The following is a 21685-nucleotide window of genomic DNA, read 5'->3' as shown; positions in this document are numbered from 1 at the left end:
TCAAGTCTCATCATGAGGCGTCAGGCGGCGAAGACTGCCCGGACGACGGACTCGTCCCCGTCGATCTCGACCAGCCCGAGCGTGCGGGCGTTTTCGAGGGTGAGGGCGCCGGCGGCGAGCCCGAGGACGCAGGCGGGGACGGCGCGAACGGTGGCGTCGAGTTCGCGGCCGTCGTGCGGGTCGACCTCGAAGCCGGAGCGCGTCGCGCGGAGCTGGTAGGGCGGGCCGCCGATCTCGAGGCCGATCGTCACCGCGGCGCGGACCTTCACCCGGGCGGCGAGCAAGGCGGGAAGGGCGAGCGCGAGCCATTCCGGCCGGAACGAGTCGTCGCCGGGGCCGCGGGTCATCAACGGGGCGGACCAGCGGATCAGGCTCTCGATCGGCTCACGAAGTTCGGCGCCCCACGGCGTGAGGGCGTACTCGACCACGCTGCCCGTGCCGGCCAGCCGCCGCTCGACCACGCCCGAGGACTCCAGGTCGCGGAGCCGGTCGGCGAGGAGGTTGGTCGCGATGCCCGGCAGGCCGTCGAGCAGCTCGCGGTACCGGGCGGGGCCGATGAGGAGCTGCCGGACGATGAGCAGATTCCATCGATCGCCCACGACTTCGAGGGAACGGGCGAGCCCGCAGTACTGGCCGTAGCTCCGCATCGTGTCCCTCTGCTTGTTTTTCTCAAGTGTGCGTGACAAGCTCAAGTCTACCGGAGAGGGGTGGTCATGTCGGATGTCACCGCGAACGTGAGGCCCTCCTGGGTCGACGACGCCTTGTTCCCGTTCGAGAGCCGTTTCATCGACATCGACGGGAACACCGTCCATTACGTCGACGAGGGATCCGGCCCCACGCTTCTGTTCCTGCACGGCAACCCGACCTGGTCGTTCCTCTGGCGCGACGTGATTCGCGCGCTGCGTGAAGACTTCCGGTGCGTCGCCCTCGACTATCCGGGCTTCGGCCTGTCGACACCGAAGCCCGGATACCGTTACTGGCCCGAGGAGCACGCCGACGTGGTCACGGCGTTCGTCGACGCGCTCGGCCTCGAGGACGTCACTCTGGTCGGGCAGGACTGGGGCGGCCTGATCGGCCTGGCCACCGTGCAGCGGCGGACGGACGTGTTCACCCGGCTGGTGCTCGCCAACACCTGGGCCTGGCCGGTCAACGGCGTCTTCCACTTCGAGTACTTCGCCCGGATCTTCGGCGGCCCTCCTGGCCGTTTTCTGGCCAGGCGACTGAACTTCGTCGTCAACATGTTCGTCCCTTTGGGACATCGGCGACGCAAGCCGACCGCGCTCGAGATGGCGCATTACCGGCGGCCCATGGACATCCCTGAGCGACGCCGCGCCTCCGCCATGTTCCCCCATCGGGTCCTCGCCAGCCGGGCCTTCTTCGCCGAGATCGAGGCCGGGCTTCCGGGTATCGCCCACTTCCCGACGCTGATCGTGTGGGGCGACAAGGACATCGCATTCCGCCCCCAGGAACGCGAACGCCTCGAAGCCACCTTCATCGACCACACGACCGTGATCGTCGAAGGCGCCGGCACCTACGTTGAATCCGACGCGCCCGAGGAGTTCGTCAGCGCGTTCCGCGACTGGACGGTGGCTTCTTAGCCGCGGTCGTGGAGGGTGATCCGGTAGCCGTCGGGGTCGGCGAAGGTGAACGTCCGGCCGAAGGGGCCGTCGATCGGCGCGGAGACGATGGTGCGTCCGTCGGCGACGAGCGCGTCGTGAATCGCCTGGACGTCCGTGGCATGGAGCCAGATCGCGGCGCCGATGCCGGGCTGCGCGACGGATTCGAGGTCCGTGCCGGGAATGACCTCGCGGAGCGCGAAAGCGATCGGCTTCGTCTCGAAGACGACGGCGTGCGGAGGTCCGGCCGGTGAGCGGACCAGGCCGAGGTACTGCTCGTAGAAAGCCTGCGAAGCGTCGAGGTCACGCGCTTGCAGCGAGATGAAGTCCGGGCCGGTGGCGGGCATGGTCGTGCTCCTTTTCGTCGTGTCAGCATCCTGACATAGACGAGGGTATGTCAGGATGCTGACACGAGTCAAGGCGGGTTGACCTCTAGTCCGGTCGAGGTTCAAGGATGGGGACATGACTCTCGAAGCGGACGAAATGCTCCTGTTCCGGAACACCATGCGGATCACCGACGGCCACCTGGAGGAATTCACCGCCGCGGTCCGCGAAGCCATCGACTTCGTCGAGCGCAACGCGCCGCAGGTGATGGTGCAGACCTTCGTCGACGCCGATCGGATGCTGGCCTACAGCTACCAGATGTACGCGGACTCGGCCGCGGTTCTCGAGCACTGGCGGATTTCCGAGGACCAGATCAACGCCGTGTCGGCGCATTGCACCGTGGTGGACTTCCAGGTGCACGGCTCGCCGGACGAGCGGGTGCTCGCGGGAATGCGCGGCATGATCGACGACGGCACCGCCGTCGTCACGCCGCGCATCGCGGGTTTCGTGCGCGGCGCGGTCAGCCCTTGAAGTAGCCCTTGAACAGGATCTCGCTGATCTTGGTGGTGGTCTCCTGCCCGGTTTCGAAGCCGTTCTGGATGACCTTGGTGTTGTTCATCAACGCGAGGGTGTACCGCTCGTGCGGCCCGACGAAGCCGACCGAGTTCATGATCCAGGAGCCGTCGTCGTTGTCGTCGGACCAGCCGTCCTTGTTACCCGGGCGGGCGGCGGGCCCGGCGCCCCAGACACCCCACTGCTGGTTGACGTCGACGGTGCGCATCTCGTGGACGATGTAGTCGCGGTGATGGCGGGGGAGCTTCGTCAGGACGTGGTTGACCAGCCGGTCCAGGTCGTTCGCGGTGGTCAGGATCCAGCCCCAGTGATGCGGGTGCTGGTCGGTGAACCGCATGTCGGTCATCCCGTAGGACGGGAAGCGCTTGGCGAACTCGGCCTCTCCGCCGTAGCGGGTCCACAGGGTGTGAGCGGCGGCGTCGTCGCTGGAGTTGAGCATGCGGTGCATCAGGTCGCGGTCTTCCGCGGTCAGCTGGACGGCGCCGGAATCGTTGCGCAGCAACAGGTCGACGACCATCGCCAGCTTCGGCGTGGAGCAGGCCCAGATGAGGGTCCCGGCGTCCGCGCTGCGGTAGACGGCGCCGGTCCACCGGTCCCGCAGGACGATCCCGGTGTCGCCGGGCCTGCTGTCGGCGTAGGCCTGGGCGCGGATGATGCGGGCTTGGAGTTCCCGGTCGAAACGGGTCGTCGCGCCCGCGGGCGTGGCAGGTGTCAAGGCGAGTACCACCAGCATCGCGGTCAGGACGGCGGAAAGTCTCTTCATGCGTTCCCCAGGTTTTCGGTAGTGGTTCTTCCTGAGGGACAAGACGTTCGCGGGCGGCGGAGGTTGTCACGGCCAGGCGGATGGTCACAGCGGCGGGTCGAACTTGCCGCTGATCGTGTCCATCTTCGTGCCCACGGGCGGGAATTTCGTCAGGAAGTCGTCCTTCATCCGGAAATCGATGAACTTCTGCAGATCGGGTGTCAGGTTCTTGTACTCGGCGTTGAGCACGACATGGTCGCGGATGCCGCGCTCCTCCGGGTTGACGGCGTCCGGCCATTTGACCTTGTCGCTGGCGGTGACCGAGTAGTCCACCTCCAGGCCCTTGGCCTCTTGCCGGAACTGCGCCGGGGTCTTGTCGATGCCCAGCGCGTCCAGCTTTCGCTGCAGCTCCGGGTCCTTCATCCCGCCGACGGCTTCCTTCACCTGGCCGATCTTGATGTCGGCCTCCTTGAGCTTCCCCTCGAAGTTGCCCGACATCTGGGCGTTCGCCTTGCGGGACAGGGTGGTCATGTTGTCCGCGGTGCCGGAGCCGCCGAGCACCTGGTTCTGCAGGTGCCCCTTGATGAAGTAGCCGTTGGGGTGGTCGGGTTTGTAGCCGATCTTGTCGTTGGGATCGGACGAACGCAGCTTGTCGAGCTCGGCCCGCAGGCGCGGATCGTAGTTCGAGTGGCCCTTGCCGTTCAGGCCGTCGACGTCGGTGAGGTGGTTGCCCGCGGGGTCGGTTCCGCCGGGGTACTCGCCCTTTCCGGAGCCGTCGAGCGTTCCCTTGCCCTCCTTGCCGCCGCCTTCCATCACCGTGCGGTCGGACTTGCCGTGCGACTTGTTGGCGTCGCCGGTGATCGGGGGTTCGTGCCTGCCCGTCTTGGGCTTCTTGGCGAAACCGGCGCCGCTGCCCGCGTTACCCGCTCCCGGGTTCTGGTTCGCCGCGGGCCGCTTGGCCGTTCTGCACGGGGCCGGGGCGTTGAAGGTCGCGTCGTCGTCGAGGTAGGCGTACGGGTCGTCGGCGTAGTTGGTCTGCTTGCCGGAGTTCCTGGTCAGGCCGAGGGGGTCGGCTTCGAGGAACGGATCGTCGACGTAGGTCTCCGGATTCGGCCCGGGGGTCAGGCCGAGCGGGTCCGGCGAGATGTAGCGCGCGTTGACCGGGTCGTAGTAACGGAAGAGGTTGAAGTACAGCCCCGTTTCCGCGTCGTGGAACTGGCCGGGGAACCGGAGCGGCGTTTCCGGGCGGGTGCCGGGGGCGACGAGGCCCCAGACGCTCGTCCGGACCAGGCTGACCCGGCCGTCCACCGGGCCGACCAGCTCCGTCGGGGTGCCGATCTCGTCGGTGATCACCGCGGCGACCTCGGTCCGCCCGTCGGGCAGGGTGCGCGCCTGCGCCACCACCCGGTCCCCGTACGGATGACGGATCCAGGTCAGGGTCTCCACCGGGGCACCGCCGAAGGTGTGCCGGGCTTCGACGAGATCGTTGCCGTCCCAGGTGAAATCGACCCGTTCGGCGACCGCGCCCGCGAAGTCCAGCCGCTCCTTGGCCACACGCCGGTCCAGCGCGTCGTAGCGGTAGCGCCACCGGGCGCCGTCCGGCGTGTGCACGGTGACCAGGTGGTCGTGCGCGTCCCAGCCGAACACCCAGGTCAGCTCGGTCCCGTCCGGCGCGGGCAGGGTCCGCCGGATCAGCCTGCCCTGCCCGTCGTGGACGTAACGCGCCACGCCCGGGCCGAGCGACGACGAGAGCAGATTGCCGAGCACGTCGTAGGCGTAGTGCTCGGCCGCGCCGTGATGGTGCGCCGCGGTGACCCGGCCCGTGTGGTCGTACTCGTAGCGCACTCCGCCCGCCGGGTCCTCCCGCGCGGCGACACTGCCGTCCGGCCGCCGGTGGTAGCGCTTGGTACCGGCCGGGGTGTGCTGCGCGACGAGCTTGCCCGCCGGGTCGAATTCCTGCCGCAGCAACGGGTTCACCCCGGCGGAGACGGCGACCGTGCGACCGGCGGCGTCTTCGCGCAGGGTCAGTTCGGTACCCGCGATCCGCAGCAGCTCCGCCCCGTCCTCGGTCTGTCCCCAATGGACGTCCACTCCGGACGGAGTGCGCATGGTCTTGGTGTCGGTGGAATAACCGACGGCGGTGTCCCCGGCCGTGCTCGTCTGGCGGACGACGCGTCCGGCCTCGTCGTGTTCCAGCTCCACGACACCGTCCGGGCCGGTGGCGCGCACGAGGCGTCCCACCGGGTCGTAGCGGTAGGTCTCGGTGCCCGACGGGCTGATCCGCTCGATCGGGTTGCCGAGCAGGTCGTACCGCCACTCGACGGTCTCACCGGCGGCGTTGACCCGCCGCACCCGCTGCCCGGCGGCGTCGTAATCGCACCGGGTGATCCGGCCCGCGAAATCCTGCTGCGTGAGCAGCCGTCCTTCGGCGTCGTAGGTGAAGTGCCAGGTCTGCCCGGTGGGGTTGGTCACCGCGACGAGCCGCAATTCCGTGTCATAGCGCCAAAGGGTGCGCGCGCCGCCGGGATCGATCGTGGCGGTGATCGTGCCCATCGGGCCGTTCTCGGTACGGGACGTCCTGCCGAGTTCGTCGACGCGGGCGGTTTCCCGGCTCTCGCCGTCGAAGGCCCACTGGCGGCGGGTCCCGTTCGCGGCGACGACCTCCCGCAGGGAACCTTCCACCGTCCACGCGTACGTGGTCCGGCCGCCGGCCTCCTCGACCGCGCGCGGCCGCCCGAAGAGATCGACCTCGAGCCGGGGCACCTCTTCACCCGGGGTGGGATCGTCGACGTAGGAGTCCTCGAGGTGCTGGTCCTCGGTGACGCCGAGCGGGTCCGTGTACGGATCCGGCACGTTCGGGGCCGTGTACCGCCGCCGGAACACCCGGTCGCCGTCGGCCACCTCGATCGCGAGTTCGGTGTGAGTCCATTCCGTGAGCACCACGCGCGAGCCGTCGGCGCGGAGCACCGAGCGGAGCCGCCCGGCCGCGTCGTGCTCGAACTCCGTCCGCCTGCCGAGCTGGTCGGTGCGGTTGAGCAGCACGTCGCGCGGACCGTACTCGCTCCGGATCACGCCGCCGAGCCGGTCGGTCAGCCCCGCGGTGTTCCCGTCCTCGTCGAACTCGTACACCGTGCGAAGGCCGAAGGAGTCGGTGACGGTGGTGGTCCGCTCGCCGTAGCCGAGCGAGGTGTCGAGGTAGCCCTGATCCCCGACGCCCCGGACACAGCGGCCGTGCTCGTCGTAGACATAGCGGTACCAGGCGCCGCTGTGGTCGGTCCAGCCGGTGATCCGGCCCTCGGCGTCGTGGCTGTAGCGGGCCGGAAGGGGCGAGGAATTCGTGCGGGCACTGAGATGTCCGCGCGTGTCGTAGTCGTAGCGGGCGACGGGGACTTCGGTGGCATCGCCCAGCGCGCGGATGGCGCGGATCCGGCCTTCGGAGACGTCGAAGGCGATCCAGGCGCCGCCGAAGTGCCTGAGCCTGGCAGGGGCGCCGTCGTCATCGTGCTCCAGCTCGACGTAGGCGTGCTCTTCGGTGCGGATCTCCCTGAGCAGGAACAGATCCGGGTCGCCTTCGGCCGGGACGAACCGGCGTTCGGTGCCGCGTCCCGGATCCGTCAGGAAGTACTCGGCGCCCTCGCCGCGCAGCCGGCGCGGCGGGCCGTGCACGGCGGTGGCCTCCGTTCCCGGCGCGGGCACCGGGAACCGCAGGATCATCGCGTCGGCGGAGTAGTAGGTGACCGTCCCGTTCGCGACGGTCAGCCGCTCGTCCACCAGCGACGCCCACGACGGGCCGAACCAGCGACCGCCCCGGTAGGACGAGACGTGGTTGCGGACCACGAGCTGGCCCAGCGGTCCCGGCACGACCAAATCGCTTTCGGTGACCAGCACGTCCCCGCTCTGGACGTCGATCGGGTCACCGCTGCCTTCCTTGCAGCCCGGTTCGTTGGTCTCGGTCCGATCCCGTTTGCCTCCACCGCCTTTCGCGCCGGAGGCGGTGGTCGAGCCGTCGCCGTGCGAACCGTCGATGCCACGCGAGTTGTCCGGCGGATCGTTCTTCGGCGGCGGGTCGTTCTTGGGCGGCGGGTCGTTCTTCGGCGGATCGTTCTTCGGGGAGGAGTGGTCACCCGACGGCGTGGTGGAGTCGTCGCCGCCCTTGTCCTTGTCCTTGGGTGGTCCCTTGGGCTTCGTGTCCAGGTCCTTCGGCTTGCCCGAGGGAGTGACCTTGCCGCCCTTGAGGTTCTTCAACGCCTTCGCCGCGTCGTCGAACAGGTCGCCGGCCTTCTTCAGCAGCGGGACCAGCGCCTTGAGCGCCTTCACCAGTTTGGTCGTCAGGTCGGTGATCTTCGCCGCCGTCTTCGCCACGGCGGCCACCACCTGCGGCACCACCCAGGTCAGCCCGATGCCGAGGGTGAACACCACCTGCAGCGCCCACGAGATCAGATGCCCGATCAGCTCGGCGATGATGTCGCGCACCAGGGTCCGCACCGCGGCGACGACCTCGCCCGCGGTCTTCACCCCGGACGACGCGCCTTCGGATCCCTTCTGCGCGGATTGGATGACGGTGGCGGTGTCGGTCGCCTGTTTGCGGTAGGCGTCCGCCGCCTCGCCCTTCCACGACTCGAGGTCCTTCTTGACCAGGACGGTCAGCTCCTCGCTGACCTCGCCCAGTTCCTTGGCCACGTTCGCCCACGTCTGCGCCTGCGCCTGAACCTCGTCGGCGTTGCCCGCCAACGCGTCCAGCGCGTCCTTGAGCGGGCCGACGTGCTCCATCAGCCACGACACCCCGGCCGCCAGGATCGCCCCGAACGGGTCCAGCGCCATCGACAGCGCGTCCAGCGCGGTCCCGACCGCGCCCATCGCGACGCCCGCCCAGTCCCCGGATTCGATCGCCGTCTTCAGCCCGTCCGCGGTCTCCAGCAACGAGACACCGGTGAACCACTTCGTCGAATCCTGAGTGGGCGCGATCAACGGATTGGACACGCGACTTGCCTCGCTTCAAGGTGATCGGGACGCCGGGGTGACAACCTTGTCATTCAATCATCCCGAGCACGGCCGGATCCGGCGCCCTGTGCCGGGATCGCCGGTGGGGCGGGGCAAGTCTGCCCGAATGGGCAAGCGGCTCGAACGTCCGAAAACCGCGTTGTGCGCTCAAAGGGACATTGGCGACATGGTGTCGGCCTTGCGCACCAGCGCCGCGCCGAGCGTGCGGGCGGTGCGGGCGACGGTTTCGGACAGCGCGGCGAGCGGTTGCCGCGGCGCGAGTACGGCCGCGATCGAACCGACCGCGCGGCCGGTCGGCAACCTGATGGCCGCTTCGATGGCGACGAGTTCGTGTTCCGCCTGCCAGACGGGGCAGAACCGGCCGATGCGCTGCGGCACGGTCGATCCAGGGCGGAAAAGGAGGTGATCCTCCGGCCGGGCGAGGCTGGCGGCGGCGATCAGGATATGCCCGTCGCAGGGCACGGCGAGCACCGAACTGGCTCGCGTCGTCGCGGTCAGGCGCCGCAGCTCGCCGCGGGCCAGTTCCAGCAGGCGCGGATAGGGTTGCCACGATTGGCCGAGCCGGAATGCCTGCGCCCCGACGCGATAGCGGTTTTCGCTGCGCTGGACAACCTCCAGCGCGGTCAATTGCTCGAGTAATCGATGTGCCGTCGCTTTCGGTATCGAGCACGAATTCGCCAGCTGGGTCAATCCCGCTTCACCTTGATGTCGTACCAAGGCATCCAATAGGGTGAAAGCGCCTTCGAGGACGCTTCTCGGTCTTCTCTTGGTCTCCATTGAAATCCCCTCGCGCGGTCCACTGGACGGAAACCTTGCTGACAAGGCCGACACGTCGATGTCAGGGTGGAACGGTCCCGGTGCGTATCTTCGGTCAAAAAACGCGAACTGGGAAGAGTGCATCCACCGAACGGAAAGAGGTTCGAGCAAAATGCGAAGATCCATTCGGCTGGGGACGGCGCTGGCGGGTCTGGTCGCCGGTCTTCTCGCGGCACCCGCGGCGGGCGCGGACGAGGGCGACGTCCGGATCGCCGCCTCGCCACCGTCGCAGAAGACCGCGGCGGACTTCGACGGCGACGGGTTCGCCGACAAGGCGGTTTGGCGCCCTGGCAACGGTGTCTGGTATGTCATCCGCAGCAGCAACGGCAGCGTGGTGACGCAGCAGTGGGGTGTCTCGGGTGACGTGCCGGTCGCCGCCGACTACGACGGCGACCATCGGGCCGACTTCGCCGTGTGGCGACCGGGCAACGGTATTTGGTACATCATCCAGAGCAGCAACGGCGCGGTGGTGACCCAGCAGTGGGGCGTGGCGGGCGACGTTCCGTTGACCGGCGATTTCAATGCCGACGGCCGCTCCGATTTCGCCGTCTGGCGGCCGGGTAATGGGACCTGGTACGTGCTGGGTATCGCCACCGTGCAATGGGGCGTTGCCGGTGACGTTCCGGTCGCGGACGATTTCGACGCGGACGGCCGGACCGACTTCACCGTTTGGCGGCCGAGCGACGGCGTCTGGTACGTACGGGGAATCGCGACCCAGCAATGGGGCACCGTGGGCGACATTCCGGTGGCGGGCGATTTCAACGCGGACGGCCGGGCCGATTTCGCCGTTTGGCGGCCGGGTAACGGCGTCTGGTACGTGCTCGGTATCGCCACCCAGCAATGGGGTGTGGCGGGCGACGTGCCCATGGGCGGCGATTTCGGCGGCGACCCGCGGGCGGACTTCGTGGTGTGGCGTCCGTCGAACGGGACCTGGTACGGCCTGAACCTGTTCACCACCCAATGGGGGACAGCGGGCGACATCCCGGTCTGAGCGGTGTGAACGTCAAGAGGCGACCCCCGCGTCGAGCAGGTCGGGCATGCCCCTCAGTTGCCTGCGCGACGTGATACCGAGCTTGCGGAAGATGTTGCGCAGATGGGCGTCCACCGTGCGGGGGCTGAGGAACAGGCGCGTGGCCACCTCCTTCGAGGTCGCGCCCGCGGCGACCTGGCGCGCGATATGCGTCTCCTGCATGGTCAGGTGGTCGTAGGAATGCCCGGTGCGGCTGCGGGCGACCTCCCCGGTCGCCCGCAGTTCGTCGGCGGCCCGCCGGGTGAACGCCTCCAGCCCGATGTCCGACAGCCGTTCGTGCGCGGTGCGCAGGTGTTCGCGTGCCTCGCGACGGCGGCCCTCTCGGCGGAGCCACTCGCCGTACCGCAGGCGCGCCCGCGCGAGATGGACCGAGAGCGGGCCGTTCTCCAGCTGCCCCAACGCTTCCAGGTGATCGGCCTCCGCGTCGCTGACCAAGGCCCGCGCGGCCGCCGCGATCCCGAGGGCGAACGCGGTTCCGGCGGGTTCCGTGCGTTCGGTCAAGGAGTCCAGCGCCGATCGGGCGACGGCGTGCTCGCCGCACCGGACCGCGGCCTCCACGAGCTCGGGCAGCGCGATGCCGGCGAGGAAGAGATCACCGCTCGCCACGGCACGCGTCGCCGCGTCCAGCGCGGCCGGGTATTCGGCGAGACCGTTGTACAGCACGGCCGTGGCCCAGTGGGCGTTCGCGGTCAGCTGGCCGTTGCCCCGCGTCGTCGCCTCGGCGAACAGGTCGAGCACTTCCTCGCGACGGCCGCGCAGGGCCGCCAGATGCACTCGCGGGTAGAGCTGCGGCGCGTCGCCGACGGCGTCCGCGATCGCCTCCTCTTCCGCGATCGCGGCCATCGCCCGGCCGAAGTTCCCGGTGAGCACCGCGTGCAGCGCCACCTGGGACAGGCCGAGCCGGATGGTCATCGGCGATCCGGTGTCGCGACCGGTCCGCACCAGCCAGCCGACGATCGTCGCGTGCAGCTCGATGTCCCACAGCTCGCCCGCGAGCACGGTGGCCAAGGCAGGGGTCCTGGTCCAGCCGGCGTCGTCGCCGGTGAGAACCCGGCGAAGCGCGGGTACGCCTGCGTGGTGTCCCTCGGTGGTCAGCCGCGAGAGCGCGTCGAGGAGGTCCGGCGGCCCCGGAGGCGCCGAGCGCGCCGCGTCGAGGACGCGGTCCAGCACTCCCGCGGCCCTGCCGACGACGAGCCCCATTTCCAGTGCCGCGACGAAGAACTCGCGTGATCGTTCCGGATCGACGGCGGCGAGCCGTTGTGCCGCCCGCAAAATGAGCGCCGGACCTCGGACGGCGCCCTCGGCGCCCTGGACGAACGCGATCCGCCCGCGCAGCAGGTCGACGGACGCGTGCTGCGGCACGTCCAAGGTCTCCGTGTCGACGCTGGCCAGCAGATCCGCCGCCGCCTCCGTCCCACCCGCTTCGAGCGTCGTCCGCGCGGCCGCGAGGGTGCGCTCGGTCTGCTTGGCGGGATCGAGCGAAAGCGCCGCCGCCCGTTCGAGGAACGCGGCGGCGGCCGCCACACCACCGCGCGCCTGCGCCCGCGACGCCGACAGCTCCAGCTCCGCCGCGACCTCCTCGTCCGGTCCGGTGGTGGCCTGCGCACGATGCCAGGCCCGCCGGTCCCCGGCGGTTTCCGCGTCGGTGACCTCGGCCAGCGCCCGATGCGCGGCATGGCGCTGCTCCGGCTCGGCCGCCCGGTACGCGGCGGACCGCGCCAGCGGATGGCAGAAGCGCGCCCGTGTGTCGAACCGGATCAGCCCGGACGCCTCGGCGGCGGCGCTCGCGGCGGGCACTTCGATGTCCAGCCGCCGCGCGGCCGCCCACAGCAGACCGGGATCGCCGGTGGGATCGGCACTCGCGAGGATCAGCAGCCTTCGCGCGTCCACGGTCAGCTCCGCCATCCTGGCCAGGAAACTGCGTTCGATCCGGCTCGCGACCGGCGACGGCTCCGGCAGCGCGAAGCCACCCGCTTTCGGCAGTTCGATCAGGGCGAGCGGGTTGCCACGTGCCTCGGCGAGCAGCCGGTCGCGGACCCGCTCGTCCAGCGTCACGGTCTTCTCCCCGGCCAGCAAGGCGCGCGCGTGCGCGTCGGTCAGGCCGCCGACCGTCAGCCCGGGCAGTTCGTCCAGGCCGCGGATCGGATCCCGGTCGCGGGCGGCGAACACCATCGCGATCGGCTCGGCCGCGATCCGCCTCGCCAGGAACGTCAACGCCCTCGCCGACGCGGTGTCCAGCCAATGCGCGTCGTCGACCAGGCACAGCATCGGACGCGTCCCGGCGGCGGTCGACAGCAGTTCGAGCGCGGCGAGGCCGACCCGGAACGGATCCGGCGCGCCGTCGGCCAGCCCGAAGGCGACGAGGAGGGACTCGCGGTACGGCGCCGACAGCGTGTCGAGATGCGCCAACGCCGGAACGCACAGCTGATGCAGAGCCGCGAACGGCAGTTCGCCCTCGAACTCCGACCCGGACGCGCGGATGAGCTGGAATTCCCCGGCCGTCGCCTGCCCGAGGTGGTCGAGCAGCGCGCTCTTGCCGATGCCGGGCTCACCACGGAGGACGAGCACCCCGCCTTCGCCCCGGCCTGCCGCTCGGACCAGGGCGAGGAGGCGATCGATCTCGTCACGCCTGCCGACGAGCGGACGGGAGGACGTCGTAGGCATGCTCCGAACCCTAGCGATGCGAACTAGGTGATTGTCGCCGACGCGAGCGGAGGCGGGTCCGCGCGATCGTTGCGGCATGACAGTACGAGAGACGAAACGGATCTCGCGCGGGGTGGCGATGGCCGGCCTGGCGAGCGCCATGTTCCTGGTCATCCTCGATGCCGCGATGGTCAACCTGGCCGGATCCAGGATCCGGCAGGGCTTGGGGCTCAGCCCCGCCGAGCTCACCGTGGTCGTGGACAGCTACCTGGTGACCTTCGCCGGTCTGCTGCTGCTCGGCGGCCGTCTCGCCGACGTGCTCGGGGCCAGGAAGGTGTTCCTGGCCGGGATGGCGGGCTATCTCGCTGCGACGGCCTTCTGCGCGCTGGCCACCGGCGGCGGGATGCTGATCGCCGGGCGGATCGGGCAGGGGATCGGGGCCGCGGTCCTGATGCCCGCCGCGCTTTCGCTCGTGCTCGGCCTCTACCCGTCGCCCGCGGAACGCACCCGGGCGATGGGGATCTGGGGCGCGGTCGCGGGGGCGGGCAGCCTCGTCGGTGTCTTCCTCGGCGGCTCGCTGACCGAACTGCTCGGCTGGCAGGCGGTGTTCGTGACGCCGGTGCCGTTCGGTGTCCTCGGCGCGTTCGTCGTGTGGCGCGCGGTGGCGCCGGTGCCCGGCAGGCCGGGCCGGTTCGACGCGCTGGGCGCCGTCACGATCACCATCGGGATCTCCGGGCTCGCGCTGGGCATGGTCTCCGCCTCGGACGCCGGCTGGACCGCGCCCGGCACGGTCGTCGGGCTCGCCGCGGGTCTCGTTTCGCTGGCGGCGTTCGTGGTCGTCGAGCGGCGTTCCGCGCGGCCACTTGTCCCGCTGGGGGTGTTCCGCCGGAAGCCGGTGGTCACCGCGAATCTGGTGATGGTGCTGATCGGCGGCACTCTGACGAGCCTGTTCTTCTTCCTGCCCCAGTACCAGCAGGACGTGCTCGGGATGAGCCCGCTGGCGACCGGCATGACCCAGCTCCCGCTCGCCGTCATGATCATCGTCGGCAGTGTCCTCGCACCGATACTGGCGAAACGCGTCGGGCCCGGCCGCGCGCTGCCGACCGCCCTCACCGTCCTGCTCGCCGGTTTCCTGTGGCTGGCCTGGGATCCGACGACCAGTGGCTTCTCGGTCAGTCTGCTGGGCGCGTTCCTCCTGATCGGTACCGGACTCGGGCTGGGCGCCGTCAACGCCACCGCGATGGCGGTCCGCGACAGCGCGGACGGCGAGGCGGGGCTGCTCAGCGGCCTGGTCAACGCCGCGCAGCAACTGGGCGGCGCCGTCGGCCTCGCCGCGCTCGCCGGAATCGCCATCGGCGCCGCCGGAACACACGGCGACATCGCGTTCACGACCGCTTTCCTCGGCGAGGCAGCCTTCGTCGTCATCGCCCTCGCGGTGTCGCTCGCCTCCGCCGAACGTTGATCTCGACTAGAAAGGACACTCCACAATGGACACAGTGTTGGTGACCGGCGCGACCGGAACCATCGGATCCGCCTTGATCCCCGCCCTTCGAGCTCGCGGAGTCGCCGTCCGGGCCATGACCCGGGACCCGGGCCGCTCGATTCCCGGCGCCGAAACCGTCGTCGCCGATCTGGGTGATCCGGAATCCGTCGCCGCGGCACTGAAAGGCGTCGACGCGGCCTTCCTCAACAGCCCGTCCGCGGCCGACGCCGCCGCACACCAGATCCGGTTCGCCGACCTGGCCCGGGACGCCGGCGTGAACCGGCTCGTGCTGCTCTCGCAGTACGCGGCGAACGCCGACTCGCCGGTACGATTCCTGCGCTGGCACGCCGAAGTCGAGGAACACGTCCGAAACCTCGGGATCGCCCACACCGTCCTGCGCCCCAACCTGTACCTGCAGGCGCTGCTCGCCTTCTCCCGCACCATCGCGCAGGGCTTCATCGCCGCGCCCATCGGCGACGCCGCCGTCAGCGCGATCGACACCAGGGACATCGCGGACGCCGCGGCGGTCGTGCTGACCGATCCGGGACACACCGGCCGGACGTACACGCTGACCGGCCCGCGCGCCGTGACCCACACCGAGATCGCCCACGCACTTTCCGCGGTTCTGGGCCGGAGCGTCGTCTTCCACGACACGTCCGCCGATCAGTTCGCCGCCGCGCTGAGCGGCCTGCTCCCGCCGTGGCAGCTCGACGGCCTCATCGAGGACTACGCCCATTACGCCCGAGGCGAAGCCGCCGAAGTGCACACGTCCGTCGCCGACCTGACCGGACACCCCGCGCGTGACGTCACCGATTTCGCCCGCGACCACGCCGCCGCCTTCGAGGCCGCCCGATGATCTACCACTGCATCCGGTTCACGCTCAAGCCCGGAGTCTCCGAAGAGGAAAAAGCGGCGGGTCTCGCGCAAATGGGCGAACACATCAACGCGATTCCCGCGATCAAAGCACGCGTCGTCGGTCCCGATTTCGGCGGTGAATTCGACTACGGCGCCGTCACCGTGCTCGAAGACATCGAGGGGTACGAGCAGTACATGAATCACCCGGCGCATCTCGCGATGGACCGGGCGGGGTTGCCGCTGATCGACCGGTTCGTGTCTTACGACGTCACCGACGATCCGGATCCGGAGATCGGCGCGAAGATCGCCGACGTGCATCGGCGACGGTTCGAGGAAGTGCCGGATGTGGCGGAGTTGGTTGCGGGGCTTGGGGAGTACACCGGTAGTGCGGCGCCTGGGAGTTGAGGGGTTCTCGCGGCCTGGTGCAGGAGGCTTGCGTCGCCGAATATCGGCGACGCAAGGAAGCGGCCGTCGATGCGCGGGAGTCCTCTTCGCATTTAGTCGACTAAATGCGAGTCGCTCAGGGTAATGCGGCGTTGGCGACTGTTTCACTCTTCAGTGTTGTCGATGCGAGTTGGCTGGTTGCTTAAAATTACGAACACGTGTTCGATTTCTTCGGGTATTATGGAGGGGTGTCCGAGACCTTCTTCCCCGAGTTGCCGCAGGAGCTGTGGCGCGCTGGCAAGCTGGAGCTTGCCCATGGCGTGCAGCAGTCGCTGCAGGTGATCCGGATCGCGACCGCCTGTCTGGGCCGGTTTCTGGCGGAGATCGAGTCTCGGGGCGCCAAAGACTTGTATGGGCATGGGAGTACGGCGAGCTGGTTCGCGGAGATCGCGGGGTTGTCGCGGGGTGAGGCGGGTCCGATCGTGAAGCGTGCGATCGCCTTGAACCCCACTCGGGCCCTGGACGGCACCGAAGTTCCACCTCTCGCTCCCGCGACCGCTGCGGTCGCCGCTCAGGGACTGGTCGGGGATGAGCGGATTGACCAGATCCTGGAGATCCTGAGAAACCTTCCCTCCGACATTTCGGCTGAGGAGCGGGCGGGTGCGGAGCAGATCCTCGCCAATCTTGCCCCGAGCGCCGGTCCCCGGCAGCTCGCCAAGGCTGAAGCGAACCTGCAGGGCTTGCTCAACCCCGACGGCAAGGAACCCAAAGACCCCGAACCCAAGGAACCACGGCGGGAAATCACCCTAGAGCGGCGCAAAGACGGCTTTTGGAAGCTCACCGGCCTTCTCGATGACGAGACCGGGGCCCGGACCGCGGCCGCCCTGGAAGCACACGCCCAGCCGCGGCCGGTGGATGAGTTCGGGCAGGCGGATCTGCGGATGAAGTGCGAGCGCCTGGGAGATGCCTGGGCCGAGCTCCTCGATCTGGCCATCGCGTGCCCCGATCAGCCGGGGACCAGCGGTTACCGGACTTTGGTGCATGTCACCATCGGGCTGGAGGAACTCAAATCGGGTCTCGGCACCGCTTGCCTCGACTTCGTGGGGACGATGACGGCACGGGAAGCCCGGCTCGCCGCCTGCGATTGCCTGATGGTGCCGGTCGTGATGGGTGCCTCGGGCGAGCCGCTGGATATGGGGCGGCTGAGACGGTTCGTCACCCCAGGTCAGCGACGTGCGTTGAACATCCGAGACGGTGGCTGCGCCTTCCCGGGCTGTCATCGGAAACCGAAGAATTGCCACGCCCATCACATTGAGCACTGGGCAGACGGCGGGCCGACGGATCTCCGGAATCTGGTCCTATTGTGTGGTTTCCATCATCGGCTGATTCACCACGGTGACTGGGAGGTACGCATGGCGGCCGACGGGTTACCGGAGTTCATCCCACCCCAATACCGAGACCCGCTCCGACAACCCCGACGCAACACCCTTCATCACGTCTGAACCCCAGGAGCCCGCCAGCCATCCAGGCGACGGGCCCCTCGGCATGCCCGGCGCCGGTGACTGAGCCTTTTCAACCTCACTCTGAACAGGAGTGCTCATGGCGTTCCGGGACGATGCTCTGAGCGGAGCAGACCGTAGACGAGTACATCGACATACTCGCCGTGGTAGAAGGATCTGCCGTGCATGACCCCTTCCCGGCGGAACCCCAGGCGTTCGAGGGCTTTCTGCTCGCCGAGGTTACCGCCATTGGTGAGGGCTTCGATTCTGTTCGCAGTCGTGCGGCCGAACAGGTAGTCCACGAGCAGCCTCTGTGCCACCGTGCCCACCCCCTGTCCACGATGCTCGGGTAGCACCCCCACACCGATCTCGTAGGTGACGCCCGAAGGGAAGCCGCGGGGCTTCCAACTGACGATGCCGATGACCGTGTCGTCGGCCCGCGCGATCGCGACCGCCGCGGACTCGGCGGAGATGTACCCGTCGCTCTCCCAGCGCTTGCGGCGTGCTCTCGGATCACCGAATCCGGGCCACTCGAACTCGCCGAGCGCATCGGGATCCGTGCAGAGACGGTCGAGAAAGGCGAGGTCGGCCTCGGTGAACGCCCTCAAGTGGACTTTGTCCGGGCGGTTCGCTGGAGTCATGAAGGCCAGTATCGCGCTCGGAACATCATCTGTCAGGCAGTGAGAATCCGCGAAGCAGTCGACCTGACATCCGCTGCCGGGCTGACCCCGAAACCAGCAGAAATCCCCACCCGGTTCTGCCGGAAAACCTGCCTGGTCCCCGCCCCGCACACCGGCCTACGTTTATGCTGGCCGTTCAGCGGCGACGCGGACCCGATGGCCCCGGACACGGCCATCGGGCTCCGAGCCGGAACCAACGATCCGGCCACGGCGTGCCAAACCTCACGGGACCCCGCCGAGCCGATCACCGAGACCACGAGCACGTTCCCGGTCCGCGCGTGCCGACGCCGGATCGCCCCTCTCGTCGGCCAGAGCCGCTCGTTCGCCGAGTGTGTCGATCTGGGCCTGTGTCAGCCCGATGCGTTCGTAGAGTTCCTCGGCCTCGGACAGGCGGCGGTGCGCGTTCGCGTGGTCGCCCTGACGGCGCAGGAACCGTCCCGTCTCCTGCAGCGCGCGAGCCTGGCCCATGGCGGCTCCGTGCCGTCGGAACAGGGCGAGCGCCGTTTCGCCTTGGGTGAGCGCCCGATCGGGCGCGTCGAGCGCGGCCAGGTTCTGCGCCGAACGCAGCAGCACGTACGCGTAGTTGGTGTCGTCCACCGGGGTCCGCGTGCCGCCGTGCTCCTGCGCGAAGTAGCGGACGCAGGCGTCGAACTCCTGGGCGGCGTCGGCGAACCGGCCGTTCCGGTACCAGTACGAAGCCCGCATCGTCCGCGCCACGTGGACTCCGAGCGGGTAGCCGGCCTCCTCGAACAGACGCGCCGCCTCGTCGAAGAGCTTCGGTGACGTCGTGGCGTCGGCGTCGCGGGCATGGGCGCTCGTCAGGTATACCCGCGCCCAGCCCTGTTCGCGCCGGTCGCCCGCCTCCACTGCGGCGTCCCACGCCAGCCGGGCCATCCGGATCGACTCTTCCGCGCGGTCGTGCAGCGAAGCCTGCACCCAGGACAGATAGTTCCGGTGCACCGCCTCGTCCCGTTTACTGCCGAGCGCGATGGCCGAGTTCACCGCGAGCCCGAACACGTCGTACCAGACGCTCGCGGTCCCGCCGATCTCCGAATACCAGTGCATCGACTCGGCGAGGTCGAGGACCGGCCGATGGTCACCGCGTGCGGCGACGGTTTTGACCGCGGCGAGCCAGTTCTTCAGCTCGACTTCGAGCCATCTGCCCGCGCCGGTGTGGTCACCGAACGACGGCGTGGCGACCGGGAGCGGGCTGACCCCGTCGGTCGGGTGGAAGTAGCGGCCCGCCGCCGTCGCGGTGCGCACCAGCCAGTCGCTCAGCCGCTTTTCCGCCGAGGCGACGACTTCGGGGGATTCCTCCCGGGCGAGCCGTTCGGTCGCGAAGACCCGCAGGAGGTCGTGGAACTGGTATCGCCCGTTCTCCTGAGACGTCTGCAGCAGGCTCGCGTCGGCCAGTTCCTCCAGGAAGACGGCGGCGTCGTCCTCGTCGGAGGCTTCGACGAGCGTCATCGCGGCGCCCACCGGGAAATCCGCGGCCGGGACGAGCGACAGCCGCCGGAACATCATGGCGGCGTTCGGGCTGAGCTGGCGGTACGACAGTTCGAACACGCTGCGCACGCAGAGATCGCCCGCTGTCAGAGTGGTCAGCCGCCGGCCGCGCAGTTGGTCCACCAGACGCGACAGCGGCCACGTCGGACGGCTCGCCAGCCGGTTGCCCGCGATCCGCAGCGCCAGCGGCAGCCTGCCGCACAATTCGACCAGTTCGAGTGCCGCTTGCCGTTCACGCGCGACGCGGTCCGCCCCGATGACGGCCGACAGCAGGGCGACCGCGTCGTGCTCGCCGAAGACGTCGAGGGGGAGCCTGCTCGCGCATTCCAGCCCCACCAGCATCTGACGTCCGGTGACCAGGGTGAGACATCGCGGTCCGCCGACCAGCAGCGGGCGGACCTGGGCTTCGTCGGCCGCGTCGTCCAAGACGATCAGGACGGCCCGATCCCGCAGGAGCGACCGGCACAGGCCCGCGCGGTCTTCCGGATCGGCGGGGATGCGCACGGCGTCGACACCCAGCGAACGCAGGATCAGGTGCAGCACGTCCGCCGGGTTCGCCGGTTCGGCGGACATGCCGCGCAGCTTCAGGAAAAGCCTGCCGTCGGGGAACTCCTCGGCGAGGTTGTGCGCCACGCGGACCGCGAGGGTGGTCTTGCCGGTCCCGGGCGGTCCGCTCAGGATCGCGACCCGTCCCGCCCGGCGTCGTCCGTCGCACAGATCCGCGGAAAGGGCACGCAACGCGTCGAGATCGCTCTCGCGTCCGGTGAGGTCGTCGACGTCCGCCGGGAGGACGCCGATCAGGTGGGTCTTGGGGATGCCGGGGGAGGGGGCCCGGCCCCGCCTCGCGGCCTTCTGCAGGCCGGTCAGCTCTTCGTCGGTCAAGGACAGCGGCGCGGCGAGTGCTTCGATCGTCCGGCGTTGCGGGCTTTTCGCGATCCCCCGCTCCATGTCGCTGATGGCGCGGACGCTCACCCCGGATCCCTCGGCGAGCTCCTCCTGTGTGAGGTCGGCGCGGACGCGGTAACCCTTCAGCAGCACGCGGAAACTCGTGGCTGCCCGGCCCGGGGCGGCGTTCGTCATGATCGGATTATCCCGCCCCGACCTGCGGGCTCAACTTGACTTTTGTCTCACGGGTAGCGGGCCGTGATCGCCGCCGCCCTGTCCCGCAAGGAATCGCGTAACCAAGGCGGGGCAAGGGCTTCCGCGTCCGCGGCGAGGTTCCACAGCGCCCATTCGGCGTGCCGCGCGTCCTGGAACGTCACCTCCAGCCGCAGCCTGCCGTCCTCGTCGGTTTCCTCCGCGAGGACCGCCAGCGCGGTGCCCACCAGCTGGTCCCGCCGTGCCGGATCCACCCGCAGCTCGACCGCGACCTGGTCCCCGCCGGTCCGGAACCTCGTGCTGCGTTCCTGCCAGGTCCGGTCCAGATCGACGCGCTCCGGTCGCTCCGCGGGTTCGGGGAGTTCTTCGGCGGCCCGCAGCCGGGACAGCCGGTAAGTACGGTCCTCGCCTGCTCTCGTGGCCAGCAGATAACCCTGATCCCGGACGGTGACCAGGCCGATCGGATCCACCGTGCGCCAGCGAGCCGCCTGACCCGAGGCCGCGTAGTGGATGCGCAGCTTGTGCCCGGAGAACACCGCGCGCCGGACCTCGGCGACGATGGCGTCGGACACCTCCTCGCCGGCCACCCGGCGCGAGAGGAGATCGGTCTCCGGGTCGATGAGCAGGCGCCGGGCCGCGCCCGCCGCGGTGTCCCGCTGGCCCTCCGGCAGCGCGTCGATCACCTTGAGCATGGCCGACGCGAGCGCGGAACCGAGGCCGAACGCCTGCGCGCCACGCCGCGACCCGGCGATCAGCAGCGCGAGCGCCTCGTCGTGGTTCAGCCCGGTGAGTTCCGTCTGGAAACCGGGCAGCAGCGCGAAACCGCCGTGCCTGCCGCGTTCGGCGTACACCGGGACACCCGCCGCCGACAACGCCTCGATGTCGCGCAGCACGGTGCGGGTGGAGACCTCCAGCTCGCGGGCGAGCGTGGTCGCGGACAGCCTGCCCCGGTGCCGCAACAGCAACACCAGGGAGACCAGCCGGTCGGCGCGCATGCGAAAACCCTAGCGGAATACACGACACAGGATGTCGTGTATTCGCTGCGAAGCTCATCCCCATGACAAGCAGGACTGCGGCCACCGAGCCGAACGATCTGGGCAGATTCTTCATCGAACGAGGCAACGCGGGCGATGTCGACGGGCTGGTGGCGTTGTACGAACCGGACGCGGTGCTGGCGTTCCCGCCGGGCAACGTCGCGACCGGCCACGCGGAGATCCGCAAGGTGTACGAGGAGTTCGTCGCGGCCGCGCCGGAACTCCTGCCGGGCAGGCAGCACCCGGCGCTGGTGAGCGGGGACCTCGCGCTCACCGCGTCCACGCTGACCACCGGTGAGATGACCGTCGAGGTCGCCCGCCGTCAGCCGGACGGCTCCTGGCTGTGGGCGCTGGACCAGCCGGTGTTCGTGCCGTGACGCCGGCGGCTCGCCGGTGACGGG

General features: G+C 69.4%; 17 protein-coding genes. 8 read left to right on the top strand and 9 right to left on the bottom strand.

Features of this window, described 5'->3' with window-relative positions:
• Window positions 1-20: 20 nt before the first annotated feature.
• The gene (locus AJAP_RS28525; protein ID WP_038516997.1) at window positions 21-647 is read right to left on the bottom strand and encodes a winged helix-turn-helix transcriptional regulator; all 627 of its coding nucleotides are present in this window, start codon (window positions 645-647) and stop codon (window positions 21-23) included.
• 66 nt (window positions 648-713) lie between these two features.
• Here AJAP_RS28525 and AJAP_RS28520 point away from each other — a divergent pair, with 66 nt between their 5' ends.
• Entirely contained in the window at window positions 714-1598 is an 885-nt protein-coding gene (locus AJAP_RS28520) for an alpha/beta fold hydrolase (RefSeq protein ID WP_038516995.1), read from the top strand.
• Here AJAP_RS28520 and AJAP_RS28515 read toward each other — a convergent pair.
• Window positions 1595-1963, bottom strand: a complete 369-nt coding sequence (locus AJAP_RS28515) for a VOC family protein (RefSeq protein ID WP_038516992.1) — start codon at window positions 1961-1963, stop codon at window positions 1595-1597. The two genes, AJAP_RS28520 and AJAP_RS28515, sit on opposite strands and share 4 nt — an antisense overlap.
• A gap of 115 nt (window positions 1964-2078) precedes the next feature.
• Between AJAP_RS28515 and AJAP_RS28510 the strand changes: the two genes are divergently transcribed.
• Complete coding sequence (locus AJAP_RS28510) at window positions 2079-2471, top strand: hypothetical protein (protein ID WP_038516990.1); 393 nt, start codon at window positions 2079-2081, stop codon at window positions 2469-2471.
• On the opposite strand, the gene AJAP_RS28505 is transcribed toward AJAP_RS28510, so the two are convergent.
• The 3 genes from AJAP_RS28505 to AJAP_RS44585 form a co-directional block, all read right to left on the bottom strand.
• On the bottom strand, window positions 2461-3276 hold the full coding sequence (locus AJAP_RS28505) for a serine hydrolase (RefSeq protein ID WP_038516987.1): 816 nt from the start codon (window positions 3274-3276) through the stop codon (window positions 2461-2463). The two genes, AJAP_RS28510 and AJAP_RS28505, sit on opposite strands and share 11 nt — an antisense overlap.
• A gap of 84 nt (window positions 3277-3360) precedes the next feature.
• A complete protein-coding gene (locus tag AJAP_RS28500; RefSeq protein WP_038516984.1) occupies window positions 3361-8235 on the bottom strand; it encodes an RHS repeat-associated core domain-containing protein in 4875 nt (1624 codons plus the stop codon).
• A 168-nt stretch (window positions 8236-8403) separates the two neighbouring features.
• Complete coding sequence (locus AJAP_RS44585; RefSeq protein ID WP_038516983.1) at window positions 8404-9033, bottom strand: helix-turn-helix domain-containing protein; 630 nt, start codon at window positions 9031-9033, stop codon at window positions 8404-8406.
• 151 nt (window positions 9034-9184) lie between these two features.
• Here AJAP_RS44585 and AJAP_RS28490 point away from each other — a divergent pair, with 151 nt between their 5' ends.
• Window positions 9185-10063, top strand: coding sequence for an FG-GAP repeat domain-containing protein (locus tag AJAP_RS28490; protein ID WP_038516981.1), 879 nt, complete (start codon window positions 9185-9187; stop codon window positions 10061-10063).
• A gap of 12 nt (window positions 10064-10075) precedes the next feature.
• On the opposite strand, the gene AJAP_RS28485 is transcribed toward AJAP_RS28490, so the two are convergent.
• Window positions 10076-12766 carry an ATP-binding protein gene (locus AJAP_RS28485; RefSeq protein ID WP_038516979.1) on the bottom strand — a complete coding sequence of 897 codons (2691 nt, stop codon included), beginning with the start codon at window positions 12764-12766 and terminating at the stop codon, window positions 10076-10078.
• Between the two features lie 76 nt (window positions 12767-12842).
• Between AJAP_RS28485 and AJAP_RS28480 the strand changes: the two genes are divergently transcribed.
• The 4 genes from AJAP_RS28480 (at window position 12843) to AJAP_RS28465 (ending at window position 16969) form a co-directional block, all read left to right on the top strand.
• Window positions 12843-14207, top strand: a complete 1365-nt coding sequence (locus AJAP_RS28480; RefSeq protein ID WP_038516978.1) for an MFS transporter — start codon at window positions 12843-12845, stop codon at window positions 14205-14207.
• Between the two features lie 25 nt (window positions 14208-14232).
• Window positions 14233-15084, top strand: a complete 852-nt coding sequence (locus tag AJAP_RS28475) for an SDR family oxidoreductase (protein WP_038516976.1) — start codon at window positions 14233-14235, stop codon at window positions 15082-15084.
• Entirely contained in the window at window positions 15081-15488 is a 408-nt protein-coding gene (locus AJAP_RS28470) for a Dabb family protein (RefSeq protein WP_038516973.1), read from the top strand. The genes AJAP_RS28475 and AJAP_RS28470 overlap by 4 nt, the downstream gene beginning before the upstream one ends.
• A gap of 227 nt (window positions 15489-15715) precedes the next feature.
• Window positions 15716-16969, top strand: coding sequence for an HNH endonuclease signature motif containing protein (locus tag AJAP_RS28465; protein WP_038524039.1), 1254 nt, complete (start codon window positions 15716-15718; stop codon window positions 16967-16969).
• 95 nt (window positions 16970-17064) lie between these two features.
• Here the strand turns inward: AJAP_RS28465 and AJAP_RS28460 are convergent, their stop codons facing one another.
• The 3 genes from AJAP_RS28460 to AJAP_RS28450 all read right to left on the bottom strand — a co-directional run bounded on the left by AJAP_RS28460 (window position 17065) and on the right by AJAP_RS28450 (window position 21245).
• Window positions 17065-17607: a GNAT family N-acetyltransferase gene (locus AJAP_RS28460; protein ID WP_038516970.1), complete on the bottom strand. Its 543-nt coding sequence runs from the start codon at window positions 17605-17607 to the stop codon at window positions 17065-17067.
• Between the two features lie 261 nt (window positions 17608-17868).
• Window positions 17869-20232, bottom strand: coding sequence for an ATP-binding protein (locus tag AJAP_RS28455; RefSeq protein WP_038516968.1), 2364 nt, complete (start codon window positions 20230-20232; stop codon window positions 17869-17871).
• A gap of 47 nt (window positions 20233-20279) precedes the next feature.
• A complete protein-coding gene (locus tag AJAP_RS28450; protein WP_038516966.1) occupies window positions 20280-21245 on the bottom strand; it encodes a helix-turn-helix transcriptional regulator in 966 nt (321 codons plus the stop codon).
• A 62-nt stretch (window positions 21246-21307) separates the two neighbouring features.
• Here AJAP_RS28450 and AJAP_RS28445 point away from each other — a divergent pair, with 62 nt between their 5' ends.
• The gene (locus AJAP_RS28445) at window positions 21308-21661 is read left to right on the top strand and encodes a YybH family protein (protein WP_038516963.1); all 354 of its coding nucleotides are present in this window, start codon (window positions 21308-21310) and stop codon (window positions 21659-21661) included.
• The last annotated feature ends 24 nt before the right edge of the window (window positions 21662-21685 follow it).

It is taken from the genome of Amycolatopsis japonica, from assembly GCF_000732925.1.
GTDB lineage: Bacteria > Actinomycetota > Actinomycetes > Mycobacteriales > Pseudonocardiaceae > Amycolatopsis > Amycolatopsis japonica.
The sequence above is the reverse complement of the archived record's forward strand: the minus strand, read 5'-3'. Positions and strand labels throughout refer to the sequence as shown.